At 70.2% G+C, this 17,872-nt stretch carries 19 protein-coding genes; 9 read left to right on the forward strand and 10 right to left on the reverse strand.

What is annotated here, in order from left to right:
* Window positions 1–2: 2 nt before the first annotated feature.
* Window positions 3–683: a hypothetical protein gene (locus PH203_RS07820; RefSeq protein WP_289917857.1), complete on the reverse strand. Its 681-nt coding sequence runs from the start codon at window positions 681–683 to the stop codon at window positions 3–5.
* Window positions 684–839: 156 nt separating this feature from the next.
* Here PH203_RS07820 and gcl point away from each other — a divergent pair, with 156 nt between their 5' ends.
* Window positions 840–2,627: a glyoxylate carboligase gene (gene gcl / locus PH203_RS07825; RefSeq protein ID WP_289917859.1), complete on the forward strand. Its 1,788-nt coding sequence runs from the start codon at window positions 840–842 to the stop codon at window positions 2,625–2,627.
* A gap of 287 nt (window positions 2,628–2,914) precedes the next feature.
* On the opposite strand, the gene PH203_RS07830 is transcribed toward gcl, so the two are convergent.
* From PH203_RS07830 to PH203_RS07845, 4 genes are all read right to left on the reverse strand, one after another.
* Window positions 2,915–3,151, reverse strand: coding sequence for a hypothetical protein (locus tag PH203_RS07830; protein WP_289917861.1), 237 nt, complete (start codon window positions 3,149–3,151; stop codon window positions 2,915–2,917).
* Between the two features lie 316 nt (window positions 3,152–3,467).
* Entirely contained in the window at window positions 3,468–4,925 is a 1,458-nt protein-coding gene (locus tag PH203_RS07835) for a catalase (RefSeq protein ID WP_289917863.1), read from the reverse strand.
* A 206-nt stretch (window positions 4,926–5,131) separates the two neighbouring features.
* Complete coding sequence (locus tag PH203_RS07840; RefSeq protein ID WP_289917865.1) at window positions 5,132–6,022, reverse strand: 2-hydroxy-3-oxopropionate reductase; 891 nt, start codon at window positions 6,020–6,022, stop codon at window positions 5,132–5,134.
* Window positions 6,023–6,049: 27 nt separating this feature from the next.
* Window positions 6,050–6,871, reverse strand: coding sequence for a TIM barrel protein (locus PH203_RS07845; RefSeq protein WP_289917867.1), 822 nt, complete (start codon window positions 6,869–6,871; stop codon window positions 6,050–6,052).
* Between the two features lie 138 nt (window positions 6,872–7,009).
* Between PH203_RS07845 and PH203_RS07850 the strand changes: the two genes are divergently transcribed.
* The 7 genes from PH203_RS07850 (at window position 7,010) to PH203_RS07880 (ending at window position 12,747) form a co-directional block, all read left to right on the forward strand.
* On the forward strand, window positions 7,010–7,261 hold the full coding sequence (locus tag PH203_RS07850; RefSeq protein ID WP_289917869.1) for a hypothetical protein: 252 nt from the start codon (window positions 7,010–7,012) through the stop codon (window positions 7,259–7,261).
* Window positions 7,258–7,626, forward strand: a complete 369-nt coding sequence (locus tag PH203_RS07855) for a helix-turn-helix domain-containing protein (RefSeq protein WP_289917871.1) — start codon at window positions 7,258–7,260, stop codon at window positions 7,624–7,626. Before PH203_RS07850 ends, PH203_RS07855 begins: the two co-directional genes overlap by 4 nt.
* A gap of 124 nt (window positions 7,627–7,750) precedes the next feature.
* The gene (gene uraD / locus PH203_RS07860) at window positions 7,751–8,260 is read left to right on the forward strand and encodes a 2-oxo-4-hydroxy-4-carboxy-5-ureidoimidazoline decarboxylase (protein WP_289917873.1); all 510 of its coding nucleotides are present in this window, start codon (window positions 7,751–7,753) and stop codon (window positions 8,258–8,260) included.
* 6 nt (window positions 8,261–8,266) lie between these two features.
* Entirely contained in the window at window positions 8,267–8,677 is a 411-nt protein-coding gene (uraH, locus tag PH203_RS07865) for a hydroxyisourate hydrolase (RefSeq protein ID WP_289917874.1), read from the forward strand.
* A 4-nt stretch (window positions 8,678–8,681) separates the two neighbouring features.
* Window positions 8,682–9,605, forward strand: coding sequence for a factor-independent urate hydroxylase (gene pucL, locus PH203_RS07870; RefSeq protein WP_289917876.1), 924 nt, complete (start codon window positions 8,682–8,684; stop codon window positions 9,603–9,605).
* Between the two features lie 127 nt (window positions 9,606–9,732).
* A complete protein-coding gene (locus tag PH203_RS07875; protein ID WP_289917878.1) occupies window positions 9,733–11,109 on the forward strand; it encodes an 8-oxoguanine deaminase in 1,377 nt (458 codons plus the stop codon).
* A gap of 237 nt (window positions 11,110–11,346) precedes the next feature.
* Window positions 11,347–12,747, forward strand: a complete 1,401-nt coding sequence (locus PH203_RS07880) for a nucleobase:cation symporter-2 family protein (protein WP_289917880.1) — start codon at window positions 11,347–11,349, stop codon at window positions 12,745–12,747.
* Between the two features lie 131 nt (window positions 12,748–12,878).
* Here PH203_RS07880 and PH203_RS07885 read toward each other — a convergent pair whose 3' ends face one another.
* Complete coding sequence (locus PH203_RS07885; RefSeq protein ID WP_289917883.1) at window positions 12,879–13,694, reverse strand: helix-turn-helix domain-containing protein; 816 nt, start codon at window positions 13,692–13,694, stop codon at window positions 12,879–12,881.
* 87 nt (window positions 13,695–13,781) lie between these two features.
* On the opposite strand from PH203_RS07885, the gene PH203_RS07890 reads away from it, so the two are divergent.
* Window positions 13,782–14,645: an SDR family oxidoreductase gene (locus tag PH203_RS07890; RefSeq protein ID WP_289917885.1), complete on the forward strand. Its 864-nt coding sequence runs from the start codon at window positions 13,782–13,784 to the stop codon at window positions 14,643–14,645.
* 157 nt (window positions 14,646–14,802) lie between these two features.
* Here PH203_RS07890 and PH203_RS07895 read toward each other — a convergent pair whose 3' ends face one another.
* The 4 genes from PH203_RS07895 to PH203_RS07910 form a co-directional block, all read right to left on the reverse strand.
* Window positions 14,803–15,225 (reverse strand): acyl-CoA thioesterase, encoded by a 423-nt coding sequence (locus PH203_RS07895; RefSeq protein ID WP_289917887.1) that lies wholly within the window; start codon window positions 15,223–15,225, stop codon window positions 14,803–14,805.
* A 55-nt stretch (window positions 15,226–15,280) separates the two neighbouring features.
* The gene (locus PH203_RS07900) at window positions 15,281–15,907 is read right to left on the reverse strand and encodes a hypothetical protein (RefSeq protein WP_289917889.1); all 627 of its coding nucleotides are present in this window, start codon (window positions 15,905–15,907) and stop codon (window positions 15,281–15,283) included.
* 71 nt (window positions 15,908–15,978) lie between these two features.
* Complete coding sequence (locus PH203_RS07905; protein ID WP_289917891.1) at window positions 15,979–16,578, reverse strand: histidine phosphatase family protein; 600 nt, start codon at window positions 16,576–16,578, stop codon at window positions 15,979–15,981.
* A gap of 53 nt (window positions 16,579–16,631) precedes the next feature.
* Complete coding sequence (locus PH203_RS07910; RefSeq protein ID WP_289917894.1) at window positions 16,632–17,840, reverse strand: pyridoxal phosphate-dependent aminotransferase; 1,209 nt, start codon at window positions 17,838–17,840, stop codon at window positions 16,632–16,634.
* Window positions 17,841–17,872 lie beyond the last annotated feature (32 nt).

Genomic DNA, 17,872 nt, shown 5'->3' on the forward strand with positions numbered 1-17,872 from the left:
TTTCAGGTGCCCGTCGAGTCCAGTTCGTCCGCCAGGCTGTTCACCGGCTGCGGGGTCCCCGTCAGGTCCAGGACGAACAGCGGCACCCCCAGCGAGTCGGCCACCGCCCGTGCCTCCGTGGCGTACCCCGCGAGGGAGAAGTAGACGCAGGACGCGGACTCCGTCATGGCCGTCAGCCACAGGCACTCCACGTCGCGGAGCGAGGCCGGGCGGACCGTCGGGTCGACCTGGGCAAGAAGGCCCCGGGCCGCGATGCCGATGCCGTTGGGAGGGCGCTGGTCGGCGCGGCGGATGTCGCGGTAGCCGAGCCAGCGGAGGTAGAGGGCGGCGGCCGTGACCGCGTCGCGGGCGGTACGGATCGTCACCGGCTGGAAGGCCCGCCGCGCGGCCGGGGCGACCCGCTCGGCGGCGCCGCCCGTCGTGACCGGGATGCGCAGGACCGTGCCGCACGGGCAGCCCAGCTCCGGATGCGGCCATTCGCCCTTGCGGCCACAGGCGGCGCACACCACCGTGACCCAGTCGTCCTCCCAGGACCGGTGCGAGACCGCCGTCGCGCGCGCGTGCGGGTCAAGCGGCGGCAGCACAGGGGCTCCGCAGGCGCACGGATACGACGGCGCCACATAGAGGTGCTCTCGCCGGCAGACCGGGCAGCGCACCGCCACGCTCTCGGACATGGACCCCATCGTCCTCCAGCCACCCCCTGCTTGTCCGTCTCTTGACGACCTCCGCCCACCCACTTACATTGCTTCCAGATAGTAGAAAACACTTTCCGCATTACGGAAGTACTCGCGGCGGGGCGCGACGGGAGTACAGGTCCGACGGCCGAAGCAGGAGTACTCATGCCTCGTATGACAGCCGCCGCGGCGGCAGTGGAGATCCTCAAGCGCGAAGGCGTCACGAACGCGTTCGGTGTGCCGGGCGCCGCGATCAACCCCTTCTACAAGGAGCTCAAGAACGTCGGCGGGATCCGGCACACGCTGGCCCGGCACGTCGAGGGCGCCACGCACATGGCGGAGGGCTACACCCGCACCGGCCCCGGCAACATCGGCGTCGCCATCGGTACGTCCGGCCCGGCCGGCACCGACATGATCACCGGCCTCTACTCCGCGATCGGTGACTCCATCCCGATCCTGTGCATCACCGGTCAGGCCCCGAGCCACCTCCTGCACAAGGAGGACTTCCAGGCCGTCGACATCGCCGCGATCGCGGGGCCGGTGTCGAAGATGGCCGTGACCGTCCTGGAGGCCGCCCAGGTCCCCGGTGTCTTCCAGCAGGCCTTCCACCTCATGCGCTCCGGGCGCCCCGGTCCCGTCCTCATCGACCTGCCGATCGACGTCCAGCAGACCGAGATCGACTTCGACCCGGAGACGTACGAGCCGCTCCCGGTCTACAGGCCGGCCGCGACCCGCGCCCAGATCGAGAAGGCCCTCACCTTCCTCCTGGAGTCCGAGCGGCCGCTGATCGTCGCCGGCGGCGGCATCGTCAACGCCGACGCCTCCGACCTGCTGGTCGAGTTCGCGGAGCTCACCGACACCCCTGTCGTGCCGACCCTGATGGGCTGGGGCACCATCCCGGACGACCACGAGCTGAACGCCGGCATGGTCGGCCAGCAGACCGGCCACCGCTACGGCAACGCCACGTTCCTGGAGTCGGACTTCGTCCTCGGCATCGGCAACCGCTGGGCCAACCGCCACACCGGCTACAAGCTGGACGTGTACCGCGAGGGCCGCAAGTTCGTCCACGTCGACATCGAGCCGACCCAGATCGGCAAGATCTTCGCCCCGGACTACGGCATCACCTCCGACGCCAAGGCCGCCCTGGAGCTGTTCGTCGAGGTCGCCCGCGAGCTGAAGGCGGCCGGCAGGCTGCCCGACCGCTCCGCGTGGGTCGCCTCGCACCTGGAGCGCAAGGGGTCGCTGCACCGCCGTACGCACTTCGACAACGTGCCGATGAAACCGCAGCGCGTCTACGAGGAGATGAACAGGGCGTTCGGGCCCGACACCCGCTACGTCACCACCATCGGCCTCTCCCAGATCGCCGGCGCGCAGATGCTGCACGTCTACAAGCCGCGCCACTGGATCAACTGCGGCCAGGCCGGCCCGCTCGGCTGGACCATCCCGGCCGCGCTCGGTGTCGCCACCGCAGACCCGGACACCCCGGTCGTCGCGCTCTCCGGCGACTACGACTTCCAGTTCATGATCGAGGAGCTGGCGGTCGGCGCGCAGCACCGCATCCCGTACGTCCATGTCCTCGTCAACAACGCCTACCTGGGCCTGATCCGGCAGGCGCAGATCGGTCTGGACATCAACTTCCAGGTCAACCTGGAGTTCGAGAACCAGAACTCGCCCGAGCTGGGCGTCTACGGCGTCGACCACGTCAAGGTCGCCGAGGGACTGGGCTGCAAGGCCATCCGCGTCACCGAGCCCGACCAGCTGCTGCCCGCCTTCGAGGAGGCCAAGAAGCTGGCCGCGCAGCACCGGGTGCCGGTCGTCGTCGAGGCGATCCTGGAGCGCGTCACCAACATCGCGATGAGCCCGACCGCCGACATCAGTGCGGTCAAGGAGTTCGAGGAGATCGCGACCGAGGACTGGCACGCGCCGACCGCGATCATCCCGATCAAGGCCTGATCAGCGGCAGCGTTCGGCAGCAGTACCGAGGGGTGGCCCAACCGGGGGGATGGGCCGCCCCTTCGGCGTGCCCATCCCCGCTGCTGCCCCCGTGCGATCCCCCGTACATCCCCCGTGCGATCCCCCGTCGGGGCCCGCCGCCCCCGTGCCGGCGGGCCCCGCGTAGATGAGAATGTGCCCGCACCCAAGGGCAGTTGAAGCCCCCGGGCGCGGGTTCAGAGGTTGATTTGAGGATTTCGTAGCCCGCGTACGCCCGGTGGCGTAGGCGGGCTCGGTACGTACGGTGCTCAGTGCTCGTGGTGCTCGGACAGTCCCGGCCAGTCGTCGGGGCCGCCGCCCTGCCACTCCACGATGTCCTCGTCCTCCACCTCGATCCGGTCGAGGTCGGCGAGGCGCAGCAGCTCGACTACGTCGTCCAGATGGGAGGCGACGCCGAGGTTGTGGTCGTCCGCGGTGACCCGCCGGGAGCCGTCCAGGGCCGGTGAGTGCACCACGACATGCGGGTGATGCGGTGCGGGTGCCATGCCTCCAGAGTCCTGCGTACGAGGCTCGCGCGCACCCCGGGCGCACCAAGAAGCGCCGGGATACGGGACCGTCCGTATCCCGGCGCTTCTCGGCCGGTGAGGCTCTTCGGTGGTACTGGGACCGCGGCGGCGGCGACGGAGCCCGGGCGCCCTTCCCTCAGGTCGAGAAGGGGGCCAGGTCCTTCACCACCGCACTGGCTCGCACGCCGCCGCGGTCCGCACCCTGCCCGGGCCCCGCACCGAGGACCACCCCTCATCCGGGTCTCTCGGCGTTCGGGCGCGAGCAGGGAGCTGTGTGATGCCCTGCCGGTGCGGCTCAGTCCTCGCGCAGGGCGCGGACCGCCTCCTCCACGCGCTTGCCGTACTCCGGGTCGGCGGCGTGGAAGTGGGCCAGGTTCTTCTCGATCACGTCGTCGCGGGAGACCTGGGACAGGCCGCCGGCGATGTTCGCGACGAGACGCTTCTTCTCGTCCTCGGACATCAGGCGGTACAGCTCACCGGCCTGGAAGAAGTCGTCGTCCTTGGTGTGCTGCGGGGCCTCGTGGGTGCCGGTCCAGCCGCTGACCGCCAGCGGGGCGGAGAGCGGGCGGCCGGTCTCCGCCGGGCCGTCGTAGGAGTTCGGCTCGTAGTTCTTCGCGGCGCGGCCCTGGGAGTTGGTGGCCATGAGGCCGTCCCGGCCGTAGTTGTTCGCCACGGTCGCCTTGGGGGCGTTCACCGCGAGCTGGGTGTGGTTGACGCCCAGGCGGTAGCGGTGCGCGTCCGCATAGGCGAACAGACGGCCCTGGAGCATCTTGTCCGGCGAAGGGCCGATGCCCGGAACGAAGTTGTTCGGGGAGAACGCGGCCTGCTCGACCTCGGCGAAGACGTTGTCCGGGTTGCGGTCGAGGACCAGGCGGCCCGCGCGCTGCAGCGGGTAGTCCTTGTGCGGCCACACCTTGGTGAGGTCGAAGGGGTTGAAGCGGTAGTCGGCCGCCTCGGCCGCCGGCATGACCTGCACGTAGAGGGTCCAGGACGGGTTCACCCCGCGCTCGATCGCCTGCAGCAGGTCCGTCTGGTGCGAGCCCGGGTCCTTGCCCGCCAGCTCGGCCCCCTGCTCGGCGGAGAGGGAGCGCACGCCCTGGTTCGTCTTGAAGTGGTACTTGACGAAGAAGGCCTCGCCCTCGGCGTTCGTCCACTGGTAGGTGTGCGAGCCGTAGCCGTTCATGTGGCGGTACGACGCCGGGATGCCGCGGTCGCCCATCAGCCAGGTGATCTGGTGCGTGGCCTCGGGGGCGTGCGCCCAGAAGTCCCAGACGTTGTCCGGCTCCTGACGGCCCGTGAACGGGTCGCGCTTCTGCGAGTGGATGAAGTCCGGGAACTTGACCGGGTCCTTGATGAAGAACACCGGGGTGTTGTTGCCGACGAGGTCGTAATTGCCCTCCTCGGTATAGAACTTGACCGCGAAACCGCGCGGGTCACGCACCGCGTCCGCGCCGCCGAGCGAGTCGGCCACGGTCGAGAAGCGCAGGAACACCTCGGTGCGCTTGCCGACGCTGCTCAGGAAGTCGGCGTACGTGAAGCCGGTGACGTCGTCGGTCACCTCGAAGTAGCCGTAAGCGCCGGAGCCACGGGCGTCCACCACGCGCTCCGGGATGCGCTCACGGTTGAAGCGGGCGAGCTTCTCCAGGAGGTGCTGGTCCTGGAGGAGGAGCGGACCGCCGACGCCGGCGGAGGCGGAGTTCTGGTTGTCGGCGACCGGGGCGCCGGACTCTGTCGTGAGCACGCGCTTCGACATCGTGGACCTTCCGTACGAGGGGCAGCGAAATCCTTTGGAAAACGGCTTCCGCTTTGTGGAGCCTAGGTTTGGGGCGATCTGGACGTCAACAGTTTGTTGAAGTTCTTGTTCGACGGTTTGTCGAGGTTGGAATCCGGGCGGCGCCGCCGCTTGGGCGCGACAGGACAGGTGTCAGCGGCGGCGCCGCCCGGAGGTCTTGGGGTGCGTCAGATCTGCGCGCCGGAGAGGCGCTCGACCGCGCGCAGCAGCGCGGAGTGGTCCAGGCCCCCGTCGCCCTGCGCACGCAGGGACGCGACGAGCTGGGCGACCACGGCGCCGACGGGCAGGGCCGCGCCGACGTTGCGGGCGGCGTCGGTGACGATGCCCATGTCCTTGTGGTGCAGGTCGATGCGGAAGCCGGGCTTGAAGTCGCGCCGCAGGAAGTTGTCCTTCTTGCGCGTCAGCACGGTCGAGCCCGCGAGGCCGCCGCCCAGCACGTCGAGCGCGGCCTTCAGGTCCACGCCCGACTTCTCCAGGAAGACCACGGCCTCGGCGCACGCCTGGATGTTCACGGCGACGATCAGCTGGTTGGCGGCCTTCACGGTCTGACCCGAGCCGTGCGGACCGCACAGCACGATGGTCTTGCCGAGCGCCTCCAGGATCGGCTTCGCGGTGTCGAAGTCCGCCTGCTCACCGCCGACCATGATCGACAGCACGGCCTCGATGGCGCCGGCCTCGCCGCCGGACACCGGGGCGTCCAGGACCCGGATGCCCTTGTCCGCCGCGGCCTTCGCGAGGTCGACCGAGGTCTGCGGGGTGATCGAGGACATGTCGATCAGGAGGGCGCCGGACCTCGCGTTCTCCAGGATGCCGTCGGGGCCGTACGAGATGGCCTCGACCTGCGGGGAGGCCGGGACCATCGTGATGACCACGTCGGCGTCCTCGACGGCCTCGGCGATCGAGGCGGCGGCCCTGCCCCCGGCGGCGGCCAGGCGGTCCAGCTTGTCCTGCTCCAGCGTGAAGCCGGTGACGTCGTAGCCCGCCTTGATCAGGTTCTCGGACATGGGGGAGCCCATGATGCCGAGGCCTATCCAGGCGATCTTGGGGAGGTTGCTCATGATGGGGTGCCTTTCACGTAAAGGGGGTCAGCGGGGCAGCCAGCCGAAGGCCTCGGCGCTCGGGCGGTCGCCCGGCTTGTACTCGAGGCCGACCCAGCCCTCGTAGCCCGCCTTCCCCAGCCGGCCGAGGAGGTCTTCGAGGGGCAGCGAGCCCGTGCCCGGGGCGCCACGGCCCGGGTTGTCGGCGATCTGGACGTGGCCGGTCTTCGAGGCGTACTCCTCGATCACCGTCGGCAGGTTCTCGCCGTTCATGGACAGGTGGTAGAGGTCCATGAGGAACTTGGCGTTGCCGAGGCCCGTCGCCTCGTTGACCTTGTCGACGATCCCGACCGCGGCGGGCGCGCTGACCAGCGGGTACAGGGGCGACTCGGGCCTGTTCAGCGCCTCGATCAGCAGGATCGCGCCGATCCGGTCGGCCGCGCGGGCCGCGAGGACCAGGTTCTCCAGTGCGAGCGCGTCCTGCTCGGCCGGGTCCACGCCGTCGACGCGGTTGCCGTACAGGGCGTTGAGCGCCTTGCAGCCCAGCGACCGGGCGAAGTCCGCGGCCACGTCGATGTTGGCGCGGAACCTCTCCGACTCCTCGCCCGGGACCGACAGGGCGCCGCGGTCGGGGCCCGGCAGCTGACCGGCGTAGAAGTTCAGGCCCGTGAGCTGGACGCCCGCGTCCTCGATCGCCCTCTTCAGGGCGTCGAGCTCGGACTGCTCGGGGGTGGGGGAGTCGACCCAGGGCCACCACAGCTCGACCGCGGTGAAGCCCGCCGCGGCGGCGGCCGCGGGGCGCTCCAGGAGCGGGAGTTCCGTGAAGAGGATCGACAGGTTGACGTTGAAGCGCTGCTCTGCAAATCCCATGTGGGCCTGCGCTCCCTTCCGTGTCGAGTGATTCCGTATTGCGGAAGTTCGTTTCTGCTTAATGGAAGATTGCCGTCGGGTCTCCTCGCTTGTCAAGAGGGCTCGGCGGAAGTCGACGCCGCGCGTTAGGTTGAGCGCGTGCGATTGAGAGTGGAGTTCACGACCGAGCCGTTCGACCTGGACGAGGCCCCCGCGCATGCGGTGGCGGCCCGTGAAGTGGTCGAGAGCGCCGAGCTGGACGCGGTCGACGTCGGCCCGTTCGGCAACACGGCGGAAGGCGGTGCCGACGCCGTGCTCACCGCTGTCGACGCACTGCTGCGCAAGTCCCTGGCCGCCGGTGCCACCCGGGTCTCGCTCCAGGTGAACGTCATCGGGGAGGGTGAGAAGTGACCGGCACGGGGGACGAGCCCTTCATCACGGCCGTGAAGCCGCTGGTCGACGCCATGGGCGGGGAGATGGTCCCGCCCGACGAGGCCGGCCCCGACGACGTGGTGCTCTCCTGGGAGGGTGCCGACGTCGTCGCCGTACGGCTGCCGCAGCTCGCGGACTCCCTCGATCACATCCTCGCCGCCATGGAGCGCAAGCAGGGCAAGCCGCTGGCCGACCTGGACCGCAAGGCCAAGCAGGAGGTCGTACGGATACTCGAGGCGCGCGGCGCCTTCTCCGTACGGCATGGCGTGGAGACCGTGGCGAGCGCGCTCGGGGTCAGCCGCTTCACGGTGTACAACTATCTGAACCGGGACAAAGGGGTCTGACCTGCGGCTTCGCCGGTTTCGTAACCCCGAATTTTCAACAAAGTGTTGACGTTGTGTTTCGGAGGGCGTTAGCTAACGGGAGCCCGCTTCAGTACGAAGGCCGTTCGCGGCCACGGAGGCTCCCGTGACTTCGACTTCCACGCCGCCGGGCCTGGCCCGGTTCAACGCTCTCGAGGAGCACGCGGCCATCGCCGCGCTCCACGAGGCGTGCGCCTCCACGGCATGGGCGAAGCGGCTGCTCGCCGCCCGCCCGTACTCCACCGCCGACGACCTCTACGCCGCCAGTGACGCCGCCATGGCCGAGCTGACCACGGCGGATCTGGAAGAGGCGATGGCCGGACACCCGCCCATCGGCCGCCCCAAGGAGGGTGACCCGACCTCGGCGCGCGAGCAGCGCGGCATGGCCGGCGCCTCCGAGGAGCTCAAGGCGGAGATGCTCGAACTGAACCTGGCCTACCAGGACAGGTTCGGCCATGTCTTCCTCATCTGCGCCACCGGCCGGACCGGCGAGCAGATGCGCGACGCGGTCAAGGAGCGGATCGGGAACTCGCCGGAGCAGGAACGGGAGATCGTCCGCACCGAACTGGGCAAGATCAACCGTATCCGGCTCGCCCGACTCGTCGAAGAGGACTGACGCAGCATGAGCACCAGCACCGCGGCCCTGCCGAGAAATTCAGTGTCCACGCACATCCTGGACACATCCGTCGGCCGCCCCGCCGAGGGCGTCGCCGTCCAGCTCGCGGCGCGCAGTGGCCGCGACGCCGAGTGGCAGGCGCTCGGCGGCAGCGCGACCGACGCGGACGGGCGGTGCAAGGACCTCCCGGCCCTGCCGGAAGGGACCACCCACGTACGGCTCGACTTCGCGGTCGAGGCGTATTTCGAGAAGAAGCAAGCCGATGCGCAGCAGGACGCCCCCGCGAATCGGGACAGCGGTACAGGGGGAGTGTTCTTCCCGGAGGTGGCGATCACATTCGCCGTCGTGCCGGGCGAGCACTACCACGTACCGCTGCTGCTCAACCCGTTCGGCTACTCCGTTTACCGAGGGAGCTAGCTAAATGCCCACGATTCTGGGACAGAACCAGTACGGCAAGGCCGAGAACCGAGTCGTAAAGATCACGCGGGACGGCGCCACCCATCACATCAAGGACCTGAACGTGTCCGTCGCCCTCTCCGGCGACATGGACGAGGTCCACTACTCCGGCTCCAACGCCAACGTCCTGCCGACCGACACCACCAAGAACACGGTGTACGCGTTCGCCAAGGAGTACGGCATCGAGTCGGCCGAGCAGTTCGGCATCCACCTCGCCCGGCACTTCGTGACCTCGCAGGAGCCGATCAAGACCGCCCGGATCCGGATCGAGGAGTACCAGTGGGAGCGCATCGCCGCTTCCGACGCCAACTCCCGGTTCATCGGCGCGGACGAGGTCAAGCACTCGTTCGTGCGCAAGGGCCAGGAGACCCGGGTCACGCAGATCACCTACGACGGTGAGAAGTGGGAGGTCATCTCCGGCCTCAAGGACCTCGTCGTGATGAACTCGACCAACTCCGAGTTCTGGGGCTACGTCAAGGACAAGTACACGACGCTCCCGGAGGCGTACGACCGCATCCTGGCGACCCAGGTCTCCGGGCGCTGGCGGTTCAACTGGACCGACGACGAGCAGCGGATGCCCAACTGGGAGAAGTCCTACGAGCAGGTGAAGAAGCACATGCTCCAGGCCTTCGCCGAGACCTACTCGCTCTCGCTCCAGCAGACCCTGTACCAGATGGGTTCGCGGATCATCAACAACCGCAGCGAGATCGACGAGGTCCGCTTCTCCCTCCCGAACAAGCACCACTTCCTCGTGGACCTGGAGCCGTTCGGGCTGAAGAACGACAACGAGGTGTACTACGCCGCCGACCGGCCCTACGGCCTGATCGAGGCGACGATCCTGCGGGACGGCGTCGAGCCGAGGATCCCGGTGGATCTCACCAACCTGTAAGCAAGTCGATGTCGGCACCTGCGGCCGGCGGGGCGAGCTCATGAGGCTCCCCGGCCGCGGCACTCAAATCCCGGGTCCTGCCGTGCCCTCTCCGTAGCAGCACACCCTTACGACAAAGGGGCGAACCATGGCAGCAGCCCAGCGCATCGTCATCGAGAACTGTTCGATCGCGACCGTCGACGCGAACGACACCGAGTACGCGAGCGGATACGTCGTCATCGCCGGCAACCGCATCGAGTCGCTCGGCGCGGGCAGGGCCCCCGAGGGCCTGGAGAACGTCGTACGCCGTATCGACGCCACCGGCCATCTCGTGACCCCGGGGCTGGTCAACACGCACCACCATTTCTACCAGTGGATCACCCGCGGCCTGGCCACGGACCACAACCTCTTCGACTGGCTCGTCGCGCTCTACCCGACCTGGGCGCGCATCGACGAGCAGATGACCTATACGGCCGCGCAGGGCTCGCTGGCCATGATGGCCCGCGGTGGTGTCACCACCGCCATGGACCACCACTACGTCTTCCCGCAGGGCTCCGGCGACCTGTCCGGCGCGATCATCCGCGCCGCCCGTGAGACGGGCGTCCGTTTCACCCTCGCCCGCGGCTCCATGGACCGCAGTGAGAAGGACGGCGGCCTGCCCCCGGACTTCGCCGTCGAGACCCTCGAAGGCGCCCTCACCGCCACCGAGTCGACGGTCAAGGAGCACCACGACTCCTCCTTCGACGCCATGACCCAGGTGGCCGTAGCCCCCTGCTCACCCTTCTCCGTCTCCACCGAACTCCTGCGTGAGGGCGCCGAGTTGGCCCGCCGTCTCGGTGTACGCCTGCACACCCACGGCTCGGAGACCGTCGAGGAGGAGCAGTTCTGCAAGGAACTGTTCGGCATGGGCCCGACCGACTACTTCGAGTCCACCGGCTGGCTCGGCGAGGACGTGTGGATGGCGCACTGCGTCCACATGAACGACTCCGACATCGCCGCCTTCGCCCGTACGAGGACGGGTGTCGCCCACTGTCCGTCCTCCAACGCCCGCCTGGCCGCAGGTATCGCGCGCGTCCCCGACCTGCTCGCCGCCGGCGTTCCGGTCGGCCTCGGCGTCGACGGCACCGCCTCCAACGAGGCGGGCGAACTCCACACCGAACTGCGCAACGCGCTCCTGATCAACCGCCTCGGCGCCCACCGGGAAGCGGCGCTCGACGCCCGCCAGGCCCTGCGCCTCGGAACGTACGGCGGCGCCCAGGTCCTGGGCCGCGCCGCCGAGACCGGCTCCCTGGAACCGGGCAAGCTCGCCGACCTGGTGCTGTGGAAGCTGGACACGCTCGCCCACGCCTCCATCGCCGACCCGGTCACCGCACTGGTCCTCGGCGCCGCCGCCCCGGTCACGGCCTCTTTCGTCAACGGCCGCCAGATCGTCGAGGCGGGCCGCCTGCTGCATGTCGACGAGGACGCGATCGCACGCTCCACGCGGGAACAGGCGCAACGCCTGGCGGGAATCGCCGGGCACTGAACCCCGTACCGAGGTACGGCACTCGACTCCGGCCGGGAGGGACGGCTCCCGGCCGGTAGCCGTGAACCCGAGCGGGGTTCATGGCGGCCGTGTCCGGGGCGCACGCCACACGTGTGCGCCCCGGAACGGTCACACCGCATACCCCATGCCCCCGTCCCCCCGGTCCCGCACGACCGCGCACCACCTCCAAGAAACCCACGTCAGAGCCGACGTGTCAGCTGACCCGGAGGAACCGTAGTGAGCGCCCAACGAGCCGACGGCATACGCTCCGTCGACACACACCCCGTCGACGAAAAACTCCCCGCACTGAAAATGGCCACCACGGGCCTGCAACACGTGGCCGCCATGTACGCGGGAGTCGTCGCCCCGCCCCTGATCGTCGGCGCGGCCATCGGCCTGTCCGGCACCGAACTCACCTTCCTGACCGGCGCCTGCCTGTTCACGGCCGGCCTCGCGACCTTCCTCCAGACGCTCGGCATCTGGAAGATCGGCGCCCGGCTCCCCTTCGTCAACGGCGTCACCTTCGCGGGCGTGGCCCCGATGACGGCGATCGTCGCCTCCACCGACGACAAGTCCGACGCCCTGCCGATCATCTTCGGCGCGGTCATCGTCGCCGGTCTCCTCGGCTTCCTCGCCGCCCCCTTCTTCAGCAAGGCGGTCCGCTTCTTCCCGCCGGTCGTCACGGGCACGGTCATCACCCTCATAGGGGTGTCGCTGCTGCCGGTCGCCTTCGGCTGGGCGCAAGGGCCCAACCCAGGGGCGGACGACTACGGTTCGACGACCTACCTGGGCCTGGCGGGCGCGACCCTCGCGATCGTGCTCGTGCTGCGCCGCTTCACCCGCGGCTTCGTCAAGCAGATCGCCGTGCTGCTCGGCCTGGTGATCGGCACGCTGGTCGCGATCCCCTTCGGTGTCACGGACTTCAGCCCGGTCGGGGACGCGGACGTGATCGGCTTCCCGACCCCGTTCCACTTCGGCGCCCCGCAGTTCCAGGTCGCCGCGATCGTGTCGATGATCGTGGTGATGGTGGTCTCCATGACCGAATCGACCGCGGACATGCTGGCGTTGGGCGAGATCGTGGACCGTCCGGCCGACGAGAAGACCATCGCGGCGGGCCTGCGCGCCGACACCCTCGGCTCGGCGATCAGCCCGCTCTTCAACGGCTTCATGTGCAGCGCCTTCGCCCAGAACATCGGCCTGGTCGCGATGACGAAGATCCGCAGCCGGTACGTCGTCGCCACCGGCGGCGCCTTCCTCGTCCTGATGGGCCTGTGTCCGATGGCGGCCTCGCTCATCGCCGTCGTACCGCGCCCGGTGCTCGGCGGCGCGGGCGTGGTCCTGTTCGGGTCGGTCGCGGCGAGCGGCATCCAGACCCTGGTGCGGGCCGGCCTCGACAAGGACAACAACGTCCTCATCGTCGCCGTCTCGCTGGCCGTCGGGATCATCCCGATCACGGCGCCGGAGTTCTATCACGCGTTCCCCGAGACGGCGAAGATCGTGCTCGACTCGGGGATCTCGACGGGCTGCGTGGCGGCCGTCCTGCTGAACCTGGTCTTCAACCACCTGGGCAGGCAGCGCGACGCCCAGGACGTGACGCACCCGATGGAAGCCGGCGAGGAGATCGCCGCAGCGCACTAGCCGATGGTGTAACCGCCCCCGCACGCCTGGCACTTGAGCGGCGTGGCCGGGTCGGGACCGCCCTTCCGGGAATCGGCCGTCGGGCGGTCCCGACCCGGCTCACGTCGTTGCGTGCCGTCGGCACGTCGCCGTCAGCCCGCGGGGCGCGTCGAGAGCCGGTCGAAGGCCTGGCAGGGGCGGGCCTCGGGGAGGCGGCCGGTGAAGAAGGAGCGGGGCGGGACACCCATCAGGGTGCGGAAGTCGGATGTCATGTGCGCCTGGTCGTAGTAGCCGGTGGTGGCGGCGAGGTCGGCCCACTTCGCGGTCGGCGCCTGCGCCAGCACCGCGCGGACGCGGTCGATGCGGGCGTAGTGCTTGGGGGAGAGGCCGACGCCCTCCGCGAAGAGGTTCCGCAACTGCCGCTCACTGACGGCGAGTTCCCGCGCCACGTCCTTCACCTGCCCAGGTATCCGGTCGGCCCGGATCGACAGGGCGTCGACGGCGGCCCGCAGTAGCCGGCCCCGCGAGTCCGGGAGCGGGAGCCGGGCGAGCGTGTGCGCCAGCCGGTCGATCAGCTCGTCGGTCTCCAAGACGGCTGCGGCGTACGACAGTTGGCGTGCTGTGCGCGTGGGCAGCTCCCGCAGGGGCACCACCCGGCCGACCAGGTCGGCGGCGGCCACCCCGAGCAGCGGACGTGCCGTCCCCGGCGCCAGATGCAGCTGCACACAGGACGCGAGGCGCTCGGCACCGGCCCGGTGGTACGAGGCGCGCGTCCGCGGGCCGACGACCAGGGCGTCGCGTCGGCCGTCCTCCCCGACGCGCACGACCAGCTTCGTCGCGGTGTCCGGAGTGTGCGCGACCGACTCGCCGCCGGTCACCGTGGCGATCTGGGCGATCCAGGGCCGGAGGGCGTCGGGCACGGACAGGGGCGGCAGCGGGGCGGGTTCGGCGCGGGCGGTCGTCGTCACCTCTCCACCGTAAGCGGGCGGCGCGGCCGCGCGGGCCGGTCAACCGTGCCGGAATTTCCAAGAGTTGCCGCAAGGCCGTCCGCCAGCGTGGAGACCATGATCCTAGTGACGGGTGCGACCGGCACCATCGGCAGTGAAGTCGTACGGCAGCTCGCGGCGCGCGGCGAGAAGATCCGCGCCCTGACCCGCGACCCCGGGCGGGCGCAGGTGCCCGCGGGCGTGGAGGTGGTGCGCGGGGACTTCCTCGACCAGCCGTCCCTGGAGGCGGCGTTGGCGGGCGTCGACGCCGCGTTCCTGGTGGGCGTGCTCGGGCCGGAGGACGGCGGGCGGGATGCGCGGCTGATCGAGCTGACCCGGGCGGCGGGGGTGCGGCGGATCGTGAAACTCTCCGCCATCGGCACCGGCGCGCCCGAGTTCGGCCGGTTCGGCACCTGGCATCTGCCCGGTGAACAGGCCTTGCGGGCCTCCGACGCGGAGTGGACGATCCTGCGTCCCTCGTCCTTCGCCTCGAACACCCTGGGCTGGGCGCATGCGCTGCGCGCGGGGCAGCCCGTGCCCAACATGACGGGGGAGGGGCGCCAAGGAGTCGTCGACCCGCGTGACGTGGCCGAGGTGGCGGTCGCGGCCCTGACCGACGCCCGGCACGCGGGGCGGACGTACACCCTGACCGGTCCTGAGGCGATCAGCGTCGACGATCAGGCCGCCGTGCTCGCCGGGGTGCTCGGCCGTCCGGTGGAGACGGTCACCCCGTCGCCGGAGCAGATGCGGGAGCAGCTGTCCGCGTCCGGCATGAGCGAACAGGCGGTGGAAGGGGTCCTGGGCGGCCTGGAGTTCGCCCGCGGGGGCGGCAACACCACCGTCACGGACGACGTACGGGAGGCGCTGGGGCGTCCGGCTCGGTCGTACCGGGAGTGGGCCGAGGATCACAAGGGCGCGTTCGACGGGGTGTGACGCGGTCAAGCACGGCGGCACGGCGGCGGGCACCGGGGTCCCGCCGCCGCGCCACCGGTTCGGTCGGTGTACATCGCCGGGTCGAGGGCCGCCTACGACGGCGAGCACCGGCCGGAGCCGGTCGACGCGTGACCCGCGGGCCGGGGCCGGGGGAGGCTCACAGTCCGAACAGGGACGGATCCGCCGCCAGTTCCTTGAAGCGCTCCTGCGGATCTGCGACCAGCCTGCGCTCCTTGAGGTCCATCAGCCCGCCGACGGCCGTGATCTCGGCCGCCACCGTGCCGTCCTTCTTGCGGATGGCCTGTTCTATGCGGAACGTCTTCCCCTCGCCCCATTCGAAACTGCAGCTCACCTCCACCTCGTCGCCCGCCAGCAGCTCCCGCCGGTAGCGGATCGTGGTCTCCAGGGCCACCGGTCCCACGCCGCTGCCGATGAGGCCGGCCTGGGTGATGCCGGCCGCCCGTAGCAGCGACCAGCGGGCGTGCTCCGCGTAGTTGATGTAGACGCTCTGGTTCAGATGGCCCTGCACATCCGTCTCGTACCCGCGGACGGTCACTGGAACGGCGAACGGCTCGGTCACGTCAATCACCTCTCGTACCACGGAAGTCGATGGACCAGATCCTGACACGTGCGCCTTACACCCGTCTCGGCGAGGCCAGCAGATAGCGGGCTCTGGTGCGGGGCTCGGTGTACTCGCCGACCTGCCAGCCCGCCGCCTCCAGCGTGACCGAGCAGGCCCTCAGCGCGGCGGCGTCGGGCTCGCGCACGGCGACCGCCTCGGGCTGCGGGGTCGCCCGCACCCGGTAGCCGCGGTCCGCGTCGGCGTCCGCGGGTGTGTGCCCGGCCGCCTCCAGCGCGAGTGCGGCGGCCTGCACCAGATGCGCCCGCTCCCAGCCGCACGGCCGGTCCGTCGCCCCGTCCGGATTCGTCATCCGGCGCAGCTCCAGCAGCCCCTGCCAGGCGCTGTGCACCTCCCGCACCCGGGCGGGACCCGCGGCCGGCGGATCCTCCTCACCGCCGATGCGGGCGGCGAACACCCCGGACGCCGACGGAGTCTCCGGTGCGGGCGCCACGGGTTCGGCGTCCCGCAGACGATGCCCGGCCGGGGTGAGGAAGTGATCGTGCGGCGGGCGCGCGTGCCGGAACGCCAGCCCGTGTCTGACCAGCGCTGCGAGCTGCGCCTCCGTGCCCTTCAGCCGTCCGGTGACGGGATCGGCGGCGTCGATGACGCGGCGCTGCGCGGCGGTCGGCGGTCGTGTCATGGGCGTGCTCCTCCCCGGGGACATGCCTGGTGAACGGGTGTCCGCCACCTGGCGGTCACCTCATTCGAAGACTAAGCCGGGGGTCTGACATTCCACCCGGCGATCACCGGCCGCCCGTGCTCCGTCCCCAGTCGGCACACCGTGCCCGTGGCCAGCTGGAACAGCGCCCCCTGCGCGGCGGGCAGCCCCAGCCGCCGTGCCGTCAGCACCCGCAGGAAGTGGCCGTGCGCGACCAGCAGCACCACGCCCTCGGTGTTGGCGAGGGCGGCGTCCACCTTGGCGAGGACCCGGTCGGCCCGCTCGCCCACCTGCTCTGGCGTCTCCCCGGGATGGTCCGGCGGTCCGGGCGTGACCCCGTCCGTGAACAGGAACCAGCCGGGCCGGGTGCGCTGGATCTCGACGGTGGTGATCCCCTCGTACCCGCCGTAGTCCCACTCCCGCAGGTCGACGTCGACCCGGGCGTCCGGCACCCCGATCAGCTCGGCCGTCTCCCGCGCGCGCTGCAGCGGGCTGACGAACGCGGCCCCGATCCGGTGCGAGCGGATCAACGGCACCAGCCGCCGCGCCTCCTCCCGCCCGTGCTCGGTCAGTGGGACGTCCGTCAACCCGGTGTGCCGCCCGGACCGCGACCATGCGGTCTCGCCGTGCCGGACGAGAAAGAGATCACCCATGACTCCAGGCTAGGAGCCCGGGCCGTACCGCGCCGCCGGTACCGCTCCTGCTGCTACTGCCGGTACCCGCTCAGGAACCGCCCGATCCGCCCGATCGCCGCCTCCAGGTCGTCCGCGTGGGGGAGGGTGAGGATGCGGAAGTGGTCGGGGGTCGGCCAGTTGAAGCCGGTGCCCTGGACGACCTGGATCTTCTCGCGCAGGAGCAGGTCCAGGACGAACTTCTCGTCGTCGTGGATCTTGTAGACCTTGGGGTCGAGGCGCGGGAACGCGTACAGCGAGCCCTTCGGCTTCACGCACGACACGCCCGGGATCTCGTTGAGCTTCTCCCAGGCCACGTTGCGCTGTTCGTGCAGCCGTCCGCCCGGCAGGGTCAGCTCCCGGATGGACTGGCGGCCGCCGAGCGCGGCCTGGATGGCGTACTGGGCGGGCGCGTTGGCGCACAGCCGCATGGAGGCCAGCATGGTCAGGCCCTCCAGGTAGTCCTTGGCGTGCTGCTTCGGGCCCGTGATCACCAGCCAGCCCGAGCGGAAGCCCGCCACGCGGTACGTCTTCGACAGGCCGCAGAAGGTCAGGACGACCAGGTCCGGGGCGAGCGCGGCGGCCGAGTGGTGCACGGCGTCGTCGTAGAGGATCTGGTCGTAGATCTCGTCCGCGAAGACCATCAGGCCGTGGCGGCGGGCGAGGTCGAGGATGCCCTCGACGATCTCCTTCGGGTAGACGGCGCCGGTGGGGTTGTTGGGGTTGATGATCACGACGGCCTTCGTGCGGTCGGTGATCCTCGACTCCATGTCGGCCAGGTCCGGGTTCCAGTCGGCCTGTTCGTCGCAGATGTAGTGAACGGCCTTGCCGCCCGCCAGAGTCGTCACCGCCGTCCACAGCGGGAAGTCGGGGGCGGGGATGAGGACCTCGTCGCCGTCCTCGATCAGCGCCTGTACGGCCATCGAGATCAGCTCGGAGACGCCGTTGCCGAGGTAGACGTCGTCGACGTCGACCTCCAGGCCGAGGGTCTGGTAGCGCTGGGCGACGGCCCGGCGGGCGGAGAGGATGCCCTTGGAGTCCGTGTAGCCGTGCGCCTGCGGGAGCATCCGGATCATGTCCTGGACGATCTCCTCCGGCGCCTCGAAACCGAAGAGTGCCGGGTTGCCGGTGTTCAGGCGCAGCACGCTGTGGCCCGCCTCCTCCAGCGCGTTGGCGTGCTCGATCACCGGGCCGCGGATCTCGTAACAGACCTCGCTGAGCTTGCTGGACTGCCGGAACTCCATGCGCTGCTGCCTCTCCGGTTTCTTGTGTTGCT

It is taken from the genome of Streptomyces sp. S.PB5, from assembly GCF_030403745.1.
Classification (GTDB): Bacteria; Actinomycetota; Actinomycetes; order Streptomycetales; family Streptomycetaceae; genus Streptomyces.

What these genes read in the sequence shown, in the direction of transcription:
- PH203_RS07820 (WP_289917857.1), bottom strand. Translation starts at nt 683, where the DNA reads ATGGGGTCCATGTCCGAGAGCGTGGCGGTGCGCTGCCCGGTCTGCCGG.
- gcl (WP_289917859.1), top strand. Translation starts at nt 840, where the DNA reads ATGCCTCGTATGACAGCCGCCGCGGCGGCAGTGGAGATCCTCAAGCGC.
- PH203_RS07830 (WP_289917861.1), bottom strand. Translation starts at nt 3,151, where the DNA reads ATGGCACCCGCACCGCATCACCCGCATGTCGTGGTGCACTCACCGGCC.
- PH203_RS07835 (WP_289917863.1), bottom strand. Translation starts at nt 4,925, where the DNA reads ATGTCGAAGCGCGTGCTCACGACAGAGTCCGGCGCCCCGGTCGCCGAC.
- PH203_RS07840 (WP_289917865.1), bottom strand. Translation starts at nt 6,022, where the DNA reads ATGAGCAACCTCCCCAAGATCGCCTGGATAGGCCTCGGCATCATGGGC.
- PH203_RS07845 (WP_289917867.1), bottom strand. Translation starts at nt 6,871, where the DNA reads ATGGGATTTGCAGAGCAGCGCTTCAACGTCAACCTGTCGATCCTCTTC.
- uraH (WP_289917874.1), top strand. Translation starts at nt 8,267, where the DNA reads ATGAGCACCAGCACCGCGGCCCTGCCGAGAAATTCAGTGTCCACGCAC.
- pucL (WP_289917876.1), top strand. Translation starts at nt 8,682, where the DNA reads ATGCCCACGATTCTGGGACAGAACCAGTACGGCAAGGCCGAGAACCGA.
- PH203_RS07875 (WP_289917878.1), top strand. Translation starts at nt 9,733, where the DNA reads ATGGCAGCAGCCCAGCGCATCGTCATCGAGAACTGTTCGATCGCGACC.
- PH203_RS07900 (WP_289917889.1), bottom strand. Translation starts at nt 15,907, where the DNA reads ATGACACGACCGCCGACCGCCGCGCAGCGCCGCGTCATCGACGCCGCC.
- PH203_RS07905 (WP_289917891.1), bottom strand. Translation starts at nt 16,578, where the DNA reads ATGGGTGATCTCTTTCTCGTCCGGCACGGCGAGACCGCATGGTCGCGG.
- PH203_RS07910 (WP_289917894.1), bottom strand. Translation starts at nt 17,840, where the DNA reads ATGGAGTTCCGGCAGTCCAGCAAGCTCAGCGAGGTCTGTTACGAGATC.